At 69.9% G+C, this 13,665-nt stretch carries 12 protein-coding genes and 1 riboswitch; of the genes, 7 read left to right on the top strand and 5 right to left on the bottom strand.

All coding sequences use genetic code 11. From position 1 onward, the window contains the following. The first annotated feature begins 249 nt into the window (after positions 1 to 249). The 4 genes from OG948_RS30275 to OG948_RS30260 are packed head-to-tail and all read left to right on the top strand — an operon-like array spanning position 250 to position 3,465. Complete coding sequence (locus OG948_RS30275) at positions 250 to 996, top strand: amino acid ABC transporter ATP-binding protein (RefSeq protein WP_406299483.1); 747 nt, start codon at positions 250 to 252, stop codon at positions 994 to 996. Between the two features lie 13 nt (positions 997 to 1,009). Beyond that, complete coding sequence (locus OG948_RS30270) at positions 1,010 to 1,996, top strand: glutamate ABC transporter substrate-binding protein (RefSeq protein WP_406299482.1); 987 nt, start codon at positions 1,010 to 1,012, stop codon at positions 1,994 to 1,996. Between the two features lie 18 nt (positions 1,997 to 2,014). Next, positions 2,015 to 2,659 carry an amino acid ABC transporter permease gene (locus OG948_RS30265; protein ID WP_406299481.1) on the top strand — a complete coding sequence of 215 codons (645 nt, stop codon included), beginning with the start codon at positions 2,015 to 2,017 and terminating at the stop codon, positions 2,657 to 2,659. Next, complete coding sequence (locus OG948_RS30260) at positions 2,656 to 3,465, top strand: amino acid ABC transporter permease (RefSeq protein WP_406299480.1); 810 nt, start codon at positions 2,656 to 2,658, stop codon at positions 3,463 to 3,465. Before OG948_RS30265 ends, OG948_RS30260 begins: the two co-directional genes overlap by 4 nt. A 57-nt stretch (positions 3,466 to 3,522) precedes the next feature. Here OG948_RS30260 and OG948_RS30255 read toward each other — a convergent pair whose 3' ends face one another. After that, a complete protein-coding gene (locus OG948_RS30255) occupies positions 3,523 to 4,701 on the bottom strand; it encodes a MerR family transcriptional regulator (RefSeq protein WP_406299479.1) in 1,179 nt (392 codons plus the stop codon). Positions 4,702 to 4,862: 161 nt separating this feature from the next. Between OG948_RS30255 and OG948_RS30250 the strand changes: the two genes are divergently transcribed. Continuing rightward, a complete protein-coding gene (locus OG948_RS30250; RefSeq protein WP_395873915.1) occupies positions 4,863 to 5,186 on the top strand; it encodes a plasmid stabilization protein in 324 nt (107 codons plus the stop codon). 142 nt (positions 5,187 to 5,328) lie between these two features. Here OG948_RS30250 and OG948_RS30245 read toward each other — a convergent pair whose 3' ends face one another. Both OG948_RS30245 and OG948_RS30240 read right to left on the bottom strand, forming a co-directional pair. Continuing rightward, positions 5,329 to 6,696, bottom strand: coding sequence for a purine-cytosine permease family protein (locus OG948_RS30245; protein WP_406299478.1), 1,368 nt, complete (start codon positions 6,694 to 6,696; stop codon positions 5,329 to 5,331). Continuing rightward, positions 6,692 to 6,832: riboswitch (TPP riboswitch) on the bottom strand. It overlaps the preceding gene by 5 nt. A 710-nt stretch (positions 6,833 to 7,542) precedes the next feature. Beyond that, positions 7,543 to 8,739 (bottom strand): CHAT domain-containing protein, encoded by a 1,197-nt coding sequence (locus tag OG948_RS30240; protein WP_406299477.1) that lies wholly within the window; start codon positions 8,737 to 8,739, stop codon positions 7,543 to 7,545. A 641-nt stretch (positions 8,740 to 9,380) separates the two neighbouring features. Between OG948_RS30240 and OG948_RS30235 the strand changes: the two genes are divergently transcribed. Further along, positions 9,381 to 11,006 (top strand): alpha/beta fold hydrolase, encoded by a 1,626-nt coding sequence (locus OG948_RS30235; RefSeq protein ID WP_406299476.1) that lies wholly within the window; start codon positions 9,381 to 9,383, stop codon positions 11,004 to 11,006. A 116-nt stretch (positions 11,007 to 11,122) separates the two neighbouring features. On the opposite strand, the gene OG948_RS30230 is transcribed toward OG948_RS30235, so the two are convergent. Further along, positions 11,123 to 11,479 carry a peptidase inhibitor family I36 protein gene (locus OG948_RS30230; RefSeq protein ID WP_406299475.1) on the bottom strand — a complete coding sequence of 119 codons (357 nt, stop codon included), beginning with the start codon at positions 11,477 to 11,479 and terminating at the stop codon, positions 11,123 to 11,125. 250 nt (positions 11,480 to 11,729) lie between these two features. On the opposite strand from OG948_RS30230, the gene OG948_RS30225 reads away from it, so the two are divergent. Continuing rightward, complete coding sequence (locus OG948_RS30225; protein WP_406299474.1) at positions 11,730 to 13,199, top strand: S1 RNA-binding domain-containing protein; 1,470 nt, start codon at positions 11,730 to 11,732, stop codon at positions 13,197 to 13,199. Positions 13,200 to 13,266: 67 nt separating this feature from the next. Here the strand turns inward: OG948_RS30225 and OG948_RS30220 are convergent, their stop codons facing one another. Beyond that, a complete protein-coding gene (locus OG948_RS30220; RefSeq protein WP_406299473.1) occupies positions 13,267 to 13,656 on the bottom strand; it encodes a RidA family protein in 390 nt (129 codons plus the stop codon). Positions 13,657 to 13,665: the final 9 nt, after the last annotated feature.

Below are 13,665 nucleotides of genomic sequence, written 5' to 3'. Positions count from 1 at the left end.
ACAGGACCACGCGACCACACAACGGCACCTCCACACGTTCACACGCCCGCGCGACCGGCCCGCCGGGCCCCGGCCCCGCCGCCGACCACGCACGTGTCACCCGTGCGTCATCCACGCGAGGGGACTCTATCGGCCGTTAGAGGGGTTGGCGGTGGCGATGCGACTGAACCCACCCGTCGAGGTGGATGCACCGGGCACGTGCGCTCGCGCACGGCCCCCGCCCCCGTGTCGAAGGCGAGTCGGATACCTGTGACCTCGGAAGACCCGCTCGTCGTTCTCTCCGGTGTGAACAAGCACTTCGGGTCGCTGCACGTCCTGCGTGACATCGACCTGACCGTGGCGCGCAACGAGGTGGTCGTCCTGATCGGCCCCTCCGGCTCCGGCAAGTCGACGCTGTGCCGCACGATCAATCGGTTGGAGACTATCGACTCCGGCAGCATCACCATCGACGGCCGGCCCCTGCCCGCCGAGGGTCGCGGACTGGCCCGGCTGCGCTCCGATGTCGGCATGGTGTTCCAGTCGTTCAACCTCTTCGCGCACAAGTCGGTACTGGAGAACCTGACCCTCGCGCAGATCAAGGTGCGCAAGCGCAGCAAGGCCGAGGCGGAGAAGAAGGCGCGCGAACTCCTGGACCGGGTCGGCCTCGCCGACCAGGCGCCCAAGTACCCGGCGCAACTCTCCGGCGGTCAGCAGCAGCGGGTCGCCATCGCCCGATCACTGGCGATGGATCCCAAGGTGATGTTGTTCGACGAGCCGACGTCCGCGCTCGACCCGGAGATGATCAACGAGGTCCTGGAGGTCATGCGGACGCTCGCGGTCGAGGGCATGACGATGGTCGTGGTCACCCACGAGATGGGCTTCGCCCGCTCGGCGGCCAATCGTGTGGTGTTCATGGCGGACGGTCGGATCATGGAGACACGCAGGCCCGAGGACTTCTTCGACCACCCGGAGACCGACCGGGCCAAGGACTTCCTGTCCAAGATCCTCAAGCACTGACGGGGGATCGCACATGCGCACCCACGCCCGCACCGGCACACACGCCGGCCCCGGCCCCCACGCCTACGCCTACGCCAACACCCGCGCCCGCGCCACCCTCCGAAACACCCCCCGAGCAGCCACCCTGCTCACCCTCCTCCTCGCGGCCGTCCTCCTCGCCGCCTGCGGCAAGTCCGGTACGCCCCCGCCCAAGGGCCCCAAGCCCAAGGACCTGCCCTCCTACCAGGTCGCCACCGATGTCGACATCGACTCGCCCACCTTCCGCGCGGCCAAGTCGCGCGGCCGGTTGATCGTCGGCACCAAGGCCGATCAGCCCTACGTCGCCGCGCAGGACCCGGCGAGCGGCTACTACTCGGGCTTCGACATCGAGATCGCCAAGATGGTGGCCGCGTCACTGGGCTTTCCGGCGGACCGGGTCGAGTTCAAGACGATCACCTCCGCCAACCGCGAGACGTCCTTGCAGAACGGCGAAGTCGACTACTACGTCGGGACGTACACGATCAACGACAACCGCAAGAAGCTGGTCGGCTTCGCCGGGCCGTACTACATGGCCGGCCAGGCGCTCCTGGTCCGCAAGAACGACAAGGACATCAACGGCCCGCAGGACCTGGCCGGCAAGAAGGTCTGTTCGGTCTCCGGCTCCACGCCGTACCAGCGACTGGTGGCCAACTATCCCAAGGCCACCGCCGTCGCCTACGACAGCTATTCGGTCTGCGTGGACAACCTGATCAGCCTTCAGGTCGACGCGGTCACCACCGACGACACCATCCTCAAGGGCTACGCCGCGAAGGTGCCCGACCAACTCCGGCTCGCCGGCGAGCCGTTCTCCCAGGAGCCGTACGGGATCGGTGTTCCGCGCGGCGACCGGAACTTCCGCCTCGCGATCGACGACGCGATCGTCGCGCACGAGGCGAACGGCGACTGGAAGCGCGCCTACGACTCGACCCTCGGTCTCTCCGGCGTTCCGGCTCCCCAGCCGCCGCCGGTGGACCGGTACTAGCGGAGGGCGTCGACGACGATGAATGTACTGCTCGACAACTTCGCCCTGTTTCGCAAGGGCTTCGTGGGTACGGTCGAACTGACCCTGGCCGCCTCGGCGATCGCGCTCGTGGTGGGCGTGCTGATGGCCTCCTGCCGGGTCTCCCCGGTCCGTCCGCTGCGGATCATCGGCGGCGCGTGGGTGACCGTGCTCCGCAACACCCCGCTCACCCTGCTGTTCTTCGCGGTCGTGTTGGGTCTGCCGCGATTCGGCGTGGTGCTCCCCTTCTTCACCCTCGCGGTGCTCGCCCTGGGCTGCTACACCTCGGCGTTCATCTGCGAGGCGGTCCGCGCCGGCATCAACACCGTGCCGGTCGGCCAGGGCGAGGCGGCCCGCAGTCTGGGCATGAACTTCGGCCAGACGCTCCAACTGATCGTGCTGCCACAGGCGGGGCGCGCGGTGATCCCACCGGTGGGCAGCACGCTGATCGCGCTCGCCAAGAACACCGCGATCGCCGGTTCGTTCAGCGTCACCGAACTGCTCGGCACGTACCGCACCCTCAACGAACTCGGCTACGACATCGTCGTCACGTTCCTGTGGATCGCGGTGGGCTACCTGATCATCACGCTGTCCATCAGCGCCCTGTTCCGCTTCCTGGAGAAGCGCCTGGAGGTGGCCCGATGAGCATCGAGACCTCGGCGCTGTACGACGTCCCCGGCCCGAAGGCCCTGGCCCGGCATCGCACTTACGGCTGGATCGTCACCGCGCTGTTGATCTGTGTGCTGGCGTGGGTGATCTACAAGCTGATCGACACCGGACAGTTCGCCCACGACAAGTGGGCACCCTTCGAATACGTGGGCGTGCAGAAGCTGTTGTTGCGCGGCCTGAGGAACACGCTCGAGGTCTTCGCGTGGGCGGCGGTGCTCTCGCTGGCCTTCGGCGCCTTCTTCGCGGCCGGTCGGCTCTCCGATCACCGGGTGGTCCGCTGGGGCGCGGGCCTGGTGGTGGAGTTCTTCCGGGCCATGCCCGTGCTGGTGATGATCTTCTTCATCTTCATCGCGATGAAGGTCGAACCCCGTCTGGCCCTGATCGCGGGCCTGACCCTGTACAACGGTTCGGTCCTGGCCGAGGTCTTCCGCGGCGGCGTCAACGCGGTCCCCAAGGGCCAGAGCGAGGCGGCCTACGCGCTGGGCATGCGCAAGACCTCGGTGATGGTGCACATCCTGATCCCCCAGGCGGTCCGCACCATGTTGCCCACGATCATCAGCCAGTTGGTGGTCACGCTCAAGGACACCTCGCTGGGCTACCTGATCTCCTACGAGGAATTCCTCTACGCCGGCAAGCAGATCGCCACCAACCTCGACTACAGCCTCCCCTTCATCCCGGTCGTCATCGTCATCGCCCCGATCTACATCGGCATGTGCATGCTCCTCTCCGGCCTTGCCCGCTACCTGGAAAGCAGCGGACGCCGCCGCCACAAGGGCGCCTGACGCCACGTCGGCCGATCGATGCTTCGGCCCGCCCGCGGCCGGCGAACGAGACCGGCCCTATTTCGGGTTCCCGGCTTCGGGGAGGGCCGTGGGCATTACCAATGTGGTGAAGCTGCCCTGGTCGGCGGAGCGGATCAGGATCGGTAGGTCGGGGGCGGCGATGTCGAGGAGGACGTCCGGGCCGACGCCGGCGTCCAGGGCGGGTACGAGTGTGCCCGGGTCGAACGCGAGTCGGGTCGCGGGGCCGGCACAGATCGCGGGCAGGGCGCCGGCGCCGACTCGGATCCCGTCGAGGGTCGTGGTCAACACTCGGACCGGGCTCCGGCTGAGGCTCGGGTCTCGGCCTTGGCCCTCTTCCCGGCCTCGGTCCTGGTCCTCGCCCCGGTCGTGGTCCTCGCCTTCGCCCCGACCCCGACCCCGACCCAGGCCCCGGCCCTCGCCGAGCAGCGCTTCGCGCAAGGCCGCGCGGTCCACCACGACGCGGGTCTGCGGCGCGGCCAATGCGGCGAGCATGTCGCGGTAGGCCGGGTAGGTGTCGGCGGACGTCGCCGGCTCGTGGACCTCGTCGCCGGCGCGCAGGCGGAAGCCGTCGGCGTCGAGTTCGAGGTCGATCTCGCGGTGTCGGGTCGCCCAGGGGCCGAGTGTGATCAGGTCACCCACCCGGACCAGCGCCTGTCCCGGCCCGCCCTCGATCCGACCCGGGCGCAGCGTACGAACGGACAGCCGGTAGCGATCCGTCGCCACCAGGCGCACCTCCCCGTCGGCCACCTCGACCAGCACACACCCGAGCACCGCCGGCTCCCCCGTGCCCGCCGCCGGCACCACCTGGCGCACCGCGCTCGCCCATTCGGCGCCGCCGATGCTCACCCGCGTACCGGCCGTGGTCAGCGAGCGCAGCACGCCCTCGACCACGACCCGCGCGGTGTCGGCGCGTTCGCGCATGCGGTCCAGGTGGGTGCGCAGCAACGCCTCGGCGTGCTCCGGCGGACCGTCGAGTACGGCGACCGCCTCCGGCAGCGGCACCTCCGCCTCGCGCAAGGCCCGCAGCCGCAGTGCTCGCGCCTCCTGCTCCGGCGCGTAGGAGCGGTAGCCCGTCCCCGGGTCCACCGACGCGGGCCGCAACACGCCGCAGTCGTCGTAGTAGCGCAACGCGCTCGGGCTCAGCCCGACCCGCCGCGCGAACGCGCCGATGCCCACCAGTGCGTCCCGTACCTCGTCGTTCGTGTCGTCGTCCATGGCGGCGAGTCTGCGGCTTCGACCTGCTCGAAGGTCAACTGCGGTCGGCCGGCGCGGGTGATCGACGCGAGTGTGGGTAGCCGAAACAGGCCGATGAAGGCGGCTGCGGATGAGGCCGACATGGCATCGAGTGGCGAGTATTACAAGTGAGGTGGACGACCATGCCACGCGGATCCAGCCCCAAGCGCGAACGTCAGTACGAGCACATCAAGGAGAGCGCCAAGCAGCGCGGCACCGGTGAGAAGCGGGCCGAGGAGATCGCCGCCCGCACGGTCAACAAGGAGCGCGCCCGCTCGGGCGAGGCCAAGACCGCGAGTCGCTCGTCGCTGCACGACATGTCCTCGGCGAAGCGGGGCGGCAAGAACTCGCACAAGGGTTCGCAGGCACCCACGTACGACCAGCTCTACGCGGACGCCAAGCGCCGCAACATCAAGGGCCGCTCGTCGATGAACAAGGCGCAGTTGGCCAAGGCCCTGGGCAGCTAGGCGACCCGGTCGGGGCGGGGCTGGTCGGCTCGGGGCGGCGTGGGTCGGGGCGCCTGCGTTCCGCTCCGGGACACCGGGGCCGCCCGGGTGGTGGATCGCGGCCGCGTCGGGAGGAGGCACCCACCGACGCGGCCGGCCCACCTCAACGCGCCGCGACCGCCCGCCGCCGGTCCCACGCGACCGCGAGGTACGCGGTCACGCCCGCGAGCGCGAACGAGAACAGTGAGGCCGAGGTCCACGTCTGCGCGTGGACGTGCAGCGCGTCCTGGAGCCGGCCCCAGAACTTCGCCCACCACTCGACCGAACCCGGGTTGATCATCTGGTACATGCAGAACCCCAGCACCCACGGCACGACCATCACCCAGCGGGCCGGCGCGCGGTCCCCCAGGTCCCAGCCGGCCCGACCGCGTCCGGCGAACAGGTCCACCGCGAGCACACCGAGCAACGGGATGAAGATCGAGCCGATCAGCGACAGGAAGCTCGCGTAGGTGTCGAAGTCGTTCACCATCAGCGCGAACGCGGTGACCAGCGCGCCCACACCCAGGCACAACACCCGGCGGTCCACGCGCGGCGCGAGGTTCTGGATCGACATCGCGGTGCTGTAGACGTTGGCGAAGCTCTGGTCCACCTCGCGCACGACCAGCACGGCGAAGAACACCCACCCGGCGGTGACGCCCAGGAACGAGTCGAAGATCTTGTCCGCGTCGCCGCCGACCTGGGCCAGCGCGACCAGGCCGAGCAGGTAGCACCAGATGCTGGTGATCGAGAATCCGCTGAACGCCGCCCAGAACGCGGGCTTGGTACCGCGCGAGTGGCGGGTGTAGTCGGACGCGAGCGGAACCCAGGAGACCGCGACCGCGAGCGCCGCGTCCATCGCCGGGAAGAACCCGGACCACGAACCCTCGGTCATCGGCGGCAGGCCCTCGCGCCACAACTGGATGGAGAAGTAGAGCATCGCGATGCCCACCGCGATCGTCACGTAGCGACGCAGGATCCGCAGCATGCCCAGCGGACGCAGCGTCATCGCCGTGGTGACCGCGCCGGCGGCGACGATGTACAGCCAGTGCGGGCCGTCACCGTCGGTCATCGCCTCGATGCCCATCGAGATCACCAGCAGCTCGAAGGTGCCCCAGCCGATGCACTGGACGATGTTGAACACCGTCGGCACGTAGGAGATCTTCGTGCCGAACAGACCACGCAACACGGTCATCGCGGGCGCGCCGCTGCGGGCACCGGGGATGCCGGCGACGGCGACCATGAGGGTGCCGATCAGCGTGCCGCCGACGGCCGCGACGATCGCGGCCACCATCGACAGTTGCGGATAGCCGGCCGGGGCGAGCACGAACAGCGCTCCGGAGAAGCCGAGCAGGCTCACTCCGAGGTTGGCCCAGAACGCCGCCTGGTCACGGAACCCGAGAGTACGTGGCGGCGCGGTGTCCAGGATCAGTGGTGCCTCGGTCCCGCCGTGCGGTGTCTCGGGGCGTGCGTCGTCGATGACCGGAGCCGACATGGCTCTACCTGCTCTCCCTACGCCGGCATTACCCGGACAGGTTCAAGCGGTCGGTGGCCCCGGATGCGCCGGCGCTACGCCGACACCCCATGCCGCCCTCTCAGCCCGGTTGGTCCGAGCTCCCGCGATGGCGTGGCGTACAGTACGCGCCCCGCGGGTCGCTTGGGAAGGCGGGGTGAGCCAACACACGCTCGCGCCCGCCGCCTCGCGCGGGCGAACACACGCACACGCCGACCGCCTCGCGTGGGTGAACACATGCTCGCGCGGGCCATGCCGAGTGGGGTGAGCACATGCTCGCGCCGGCCTTCCCGAGTGGGTGAACCGTGGGCCGCGCCGACCTTCCCGAGGAGGTGAACCCTGGCCCGCGCCGGCCTTCCCGAGTGGGTGAGCACATGCGCTCGCGTCAGCCTTCCCGAAGGGGTGAAACCTGGGCCGCGACCGCGATCGAGAGTGGTAGCACGCAACCTCACGCCCGCCATCCCGAGTGGGTGAGCACATGCTCGCGCCCAGCCATCCCGAGGGGGCGTACACAGACGCGCCCACCATCCCGAGTGGGTGAACCGTGGCCCGCGCCTGGGCATCCCGAATGAGTACACGCACCCTCCCGGCCCACCATCCCGAGCCAATGAACACAGGCGCGCGCCATCTGGATCGGGTGAGCACAGGCGCGCGCCCACCATCCCGAGTGGGTGAACACACCCATCGCGCCCACCACCCCCGGTGGTGAACGCAGTTGCCGACGCGCCCGCCGCCCCGAGCGGGTGAACGCACTTCGCGGCTCACCACCCCGAGTCGATGAACACACGCCCGCCGCCACCCGGAGTGGGTGACCGCACGCCCACGCGCTCACCATCCCGAGTGGGTGAAGCCCGCCCAGGCGGTCAGGTCGTCCGGGGCGATCGCGCGCGCCCTGGCGGCCAGTTCGGCCGGCATCGCGGCCGGGATGCCGCGTTTGGGGTCGCGCAGCCACAACTGGGCGGTGCGTACGGCCTGAGCCGGCGGCAGGTCGCGGCGGTCGAGGTAGTGGCGGGCCATGTACAGCGCCAGCGCCGTGATCGTCTCGTCCACCGGCCACAGCGTGGACACCACCGTGTTGCTGCCGGCCGTCAGGTACTCGGCGGCTCGTCGCCAGTTCTCGTCGTGACCACCCGCCGGCACAAAGGCGATCGGATCGCCGGCGGCGCGGCCGACCTCGACCCGGTACCGCCGGTCGAGGTCGCCCGCCGACCGCGCGGCGACGTCGCACAACAACCGCGGCGCGCCGATGTACGAGATGCGCGTGCCCTGCAGCGCGTGCCGGCGGCGGCCGTCGACGACCGTCCAGGCCGCGTGCCAGGGCACCATGCCGAACGGTCCGGCGGGCAGCAGCACCAGGGAAGGCGCGTGGCCGAACGAGTCGGGCAGCGCGGTCAGTACCGGTTCCATCACCGCGGCCCAGGCCCATTCGCACAGCGCGTCGAGCAGGTCGGCCCAGTTCTCCCGATCGCCCCTGCCCAGGTCCAGTCCGTATTCGAGTTCGGGCAGGTCCAGCACCCGCGTCGCGCCGTCGGCGCCGGTGATCACCGCGGCTCCGGGGACGAGTTGTACCAGCGCGTCATTGCCGAGCCGAACCAGCGCGGCGGCGAGCTCGGCGGCCGACGGCGGGTCGAGGAGCGTACGCCACGGGGTGCCGCGCGGGTCGAGCCCGATCCGGGCCGAGGCCACCTGCGCGGCGGCCCGGAGCAGGTGGGCATCCGCCGGCGCGGCCCGATCCGCGCGCCGGAAGCAGAGCCGCGCCTGGTCCCAGGCCCGCCGGTCGCCGGCGGGTGCCGCGCTCGCGGCGTACGCGACGCCCGCCGCGTAGGCGAATTCCGGCCACCGGCCGTCGGCGCCGTCGAGCGTGCCGAGTGCCTCGGTCAGCAACTCGATCGCTTCGGCAAGCAACTCCCGCACAGTGTCCGGGCCACCCTCGGCCGACTCGGCCGCCAACGCCTCGGCGCAGCGTGCCCGACCGCGCTCACCCCGCTCCCGAGCCCGCCGCGTCTCCGCGTCGACATCCGCCACGCCCACCCCCCGCTAGCCCCCGCACGCCGGAACCACGGTACCGGGGCACGAACACGCCCCAACGAACGCGCCGTCACGACCGCGGCCGGATCCCATCGCCCAATCCCACCACTCCACCCCCAACCCGACCCACCACGCCGCCGTCCCGCCAACCCCCCGCCGCACCACACGGGCAGTCCCCCGACCCACCGCCCCACCACGCCATCGCCGGGACGCCACACCCACCCGACCCGCCGGCACACGCTCCACCACCCGACCGCTCCGCGGACCCATTGCCACGCCACCACCCAACCCCGGCCCAACCCGACGCCCGACCGCCGGGCGCCGCCCGGCGTACCGGTCCACCGGTCCACCGGTCCACCGGTCCACCGACACGCCTCCCCCGCCCCGCCCCTCGGGCACCCCGTCGCTTCGTCGGTGGAGCCTCCTCGTGCCGGAACCGTTGCTTCCGGGGGTGTGTCGAGCGGGAGCGCAAGTGAACCTTCCGGTTGCCGTAGCGGAGCGGTCCATGGCTCTTCCGTCTTGGTTTACCGGCGCGTAACTTACTCGTGAGTCACCCTCCGACGCCGTCCCTGGGCGTCGCTTCGCCACGCATTCCCGCTGGTCGGGCCACGCCCCGACCATGACGTCAGGAGACCCTCATGGGTCAATTCCGCATGCGCCCACGCGCTGGTGTGCGCCCACGCGCTCGTGCGGTCGCCGTCGTCTCGGCCGCGATCCTCGCCGGGACCGCCCTCGGTCCGGCCGCCTCGGCCGGCACCACCGTCACTCGCACCCCGGCGGCGGCCGTGCAGACCGCCGCCGGGACGTCCCTGCGCTTCGTCGACATCCCCGGTGACGGTGGCACCAAGCTCGCCGCCAACGTGACCACCCCGACCGGCGGCGCCCCCGGCGCCCGCTACCCGATCGTGGTACTGCCGACCAGTTGGGCGATGCCCCAGATCGAGTACGTCGTCCCCGCGCAAAAGCTCGCGGACAAGGGCTATGTCGTGGTCGGCTACAACTCGCGCGGCTTCTGGCAGTCCGGCGGCGAGATCGAGACGGCCGGGCCGAAGGACATCGCCGACGTGTCCAAGGTGATCGACTGGGCACTGGCCAACACGCCCGCGGATCCGACCCGGATAGGCATGGCCGGCGTCTCCTACGGCGCCGGGATCAGCCTGCTCGCGTCCGCGTTCGATCCCCGGATCAAGGCCGTGGTCGCGATGAGCGGCTGGGCCGACCTGATCGATTCCATCTACAGCGGCCGCACCGAACACGCCCAGGCCGCCACGCTGTTGGGCGGCGCCGGCTTCCTCACCGGCCGGCCCAGCGCCGAACTCACCGAGATCCTGAAGAACTTCCTCTCCGGCAACCTGGCCAAGGAGGCGGAAATGCTCGCGTGGGGCGCCAAGCGCTCACCCGCGACCTACCTCGACCGGATCAACGCCAACGGCGCCGCGATCATGCTCGGCAACGCGTGGGGCGACTCGCTCTTCCCACCGAACCAATACGCGGACTTCTATGGGAAGTTGACCGGTCCCAAGCGACTGGAATTCCGTCCCGGCGACCACGCCACCGCCGAGGCGGGCGGCCTGTTCGGACTTCCCAACGACATGTGGGCCGACTCGACCCGCTGGTTCGACCACCACCTCAAGGGCGTCGACAACGGCATCGATCGCGAGCAGCCCGTACAACTCAAGTCCCGCACGGGTGACGGCGGTTACGAAGGCTATCCGAGCTGGGCGGCCGTACCGTCCTCGACCCGCACGATCGCGCTCACCGGGACCCAGCGCGTCCTGGCGAACATCGACTCCGGGGCGAACGGCGGCACGATCTTCCTGTCCAGCATCCTCGACCAGTTCCTCCAGGTCCCGCCGGTCGCCTCGATCCCGCTGCTGCCCAGGGCGTTCGCGGGCGTGTGGCAGAGCGACCGCTACGACACGCAGACGAAGGTGCGCGGTACGACCAAGCTGCACACCACCGTCACCGCGTCGCACGAAAGCGGAACGATCTTCGCCTACCTGTACGACGTCGGCCCGCTGGGCATCGGCAAGTTGGTGACCCACTCGCCGCTGAGCTTCCACGGTAGGACACCGGGTGTGGCCTTCCCGGTCGACATCGACATGTTCGCGACGGCCTACGACGTCCCGGCGGGCCACCGCCTGGCGGTCGTGGTGGACACCGTCGACGCGCTCTACCTGGAGCACAACCCGTTCGCCGCCGGACTCACCTTCTCCTCACCGGCGAACGACCCGTCCACGGTAACGGTGCCGGTCCGCGACTGACACCGAGGCCGAGAACGGAGGCCGAGGACGCGACTGAGACCGAGGCCGAGCCCGAAGTCGCCCACGCAACGGCCGGTGCCCCCTCGGAGCTCCGGCCGTTGCCACCGGGAAAGAGCTCAGCAGGCGCCCGGCCCGACACCGTCGATCCGACCGCCGAAGTCGCCGAGGTACTTCGAGCGCCAGTCACCGTTGAACACGTCGCGCTTCTCCACCGGGCTCCAGTTGATGAAACAGGCCCTGGTGCTCGCGACGGCCGAGCCGACGTGGTCGTGGAAGGCCGGCGGCATATCGCGGTAGCCGCTGCGCGCGGTCCACTCCCACGTGTTGCCGTGGAAACCCTCCCCGGTCCAGAAGCACACCGAGCCGTCATTGCAGGACGGCGGCGCGGCGGGCGCCGCACTCGCACTCGTCGCCGGCAACAACAGGGCGGTCAGCGACAGGGCGGCGCCGAGCGCCAAGGTACGCATACGCATGGGGTTTCTCCACGATCGAAACGGCGACGGCAATCTGCCGCGGCGTCGCCATGCTGCTGACCCGAGCCCTGAACCCGCCAGACCTCCCGGTTGTTACCACCCGATCGGGGACATGCCGTCCCCATACGGCCCAGTGCTCGGCAGGCCTGGTCCCCGCGTGGATCATGCCGCTACGCTGCGCCGGTGACCATCCCCCCTGTCCACCCGCGACCGGCCCTCAGGGCAACTTCGAGCCGCACCGGGCGCTGACATGGCGCCTTCCGTGTACCGCATCGCCCCGTACGACCCGGCCGATTCGGCCTCCGGCAATTACATCCGGTACGACTGCCGCGAAGGTGTCACGGCCGCGTACTCCGCTGCACTGGGCGCATTCGCCTTCGACGCCGGCATCCACCGGCTCGCGATCGACAACCCGATGAAGAACGGTTTCGGTTCGTTCTCCGGGCGCTCGGCACCCGGTTGGAACGGACTGGACGGACTGTTTCCGTACAACCTCACCGGCTATCACGACGGTGCCCTGGTTCCGCTCGGCACCGCTCTGGGCCTCGTGCGGGCAAGGCTGTTGGGTCATGGCCTCTGGTGTCGATTGCTCGGCGATGACGGGTTCTTCGTTCACGTCGGCTACGAGAGGGACGTCTACGTCGGCAGCGCCGTTCCACGTCCCGAAGCCGAGAATCGTGCGCGTGCGATCGGCCTGTTCGTCGAGCAGGTGGCCGGTTCTCCATTCGACCCGGCCACCGACGAAGTCGCGGACGACCGAGTCGCCGACGATGCCTTCTGGGCCCGGTTGACCGCACTGGTCGCCGAGCGCGGTGGGATCTTGTTGGAAGAGCGTCCCGTCGGCAACGCCTACCGTTGGCACCGCCTCACCACAGCGGCGGAAGTCGGCGCGGTGCGTGGAGAGTTGACTCCACGCGCCCGATTGGCTGCTTGGCCCGACCTGACCGAGGACGTCGAGGTGATCCACACCGCCATCGTGCGCCAGGAACACCTCGCGTTGCTCGTTCAGCAGTACCCGGGCGGATTCCACGAGGAATGCGTCGCCGAACAGACCATGACCTTCAACCGGTTGATCACGGATCCGGGCCACCGGGCCGCACTCGTACCGCTGGAACCGGACGATCGGCATCCGCTCCTGGCCGGTGTCCTTCCCGACTCCGACGGCATCCTGCGAGCCCGTTGGCGAACCAATCGAACGCGGGCCGACGAACGTCGCACGTTCATAGCCTCGTTGCGCGTCGGCGACGTCGTCACCGGCGTCGTCGCAACAGGACTGGACGGTGTCGGCGTGTATGTGGACGTGGCCGGCGACCCGGGGCACCACCTGGGCTTTCTCCGTACCCCCGAGATGTCCTGGACCCGTTTCGACTCGGTCGACGAGGTCGTCCCGATCGGCTTGGAGATTCGCGCGAAGATCCTCCGGATCGACTGGTCCTGGGAACAGGTGGGCCTGTCCGTCAAGGCACTTCAACCGGATCCTTGGCGGCGCTACATCGACACCCACCAGGTCGGTGACGCGGTCGTCGGCACCGTGACCACGCTGCTTCCCATCGGCGTGTTCGTGGACATCGGAGACGGCGTCACCGGCCTCGTACACCGCACCGAACCACCGAACCCGCCGGTCGAAGCAGGCGACCGAGTACGCGTCACCATCATCGAGCTGGACCGCGAGGGCCGCCGCATCGCCCTCTCCTTCGACCCCCTCGAGCACACGGACTGAGCCCGAGGAGGCGTGCCCTCGGGCCCGCCCTCGGATCCGCGCGCGGCCACCCACGCGCGGCGGGCCACTACGCGATGGCCCGCCGCGCGTACACCTCGATCTCGATCCTCATCCCGGGATCGGCAAGGCCGCACATCAACATCGTGGCGGCCGGTCGCACTTCGCCGAAGCAGCGGCGCAGCACCGGCCAACACGGCTCGAAGTCGTCCCGGTCGGGCAGCATGTACCGCACCCGCACCACGTCCGCGAAGCCGCACCCCGCCTCGGCCAACGCGGCCCCGATATTGCGCAGGCACTGTCGAGCCTGCTCCACCACGTCTTCGGAGATCGTCATGGTGGTGTAGTCGAAGCCGGTCGTCCCGGACACATGCACCCAGTCACCGTCGACCACGGCACGGGCATACCCGATCTGTTCCTCGAACGTCGAGCCGCTGAGGATCGCGCGTCGTTCTGTCATTCGGCGAAG

It is taken from the genome of Embleya sp. NBC_00888, from assembly GCF_045207655.1.
GTDB lineage: Bacteria > Actinomycetota > Actinomycetes > Streptomycetales > Streptomycetaceae > Embleya.
Note: the sequence above shows the minus strand (reverse complement) of the source record. Positions and strands in the feature narration are given on the sequence as shown.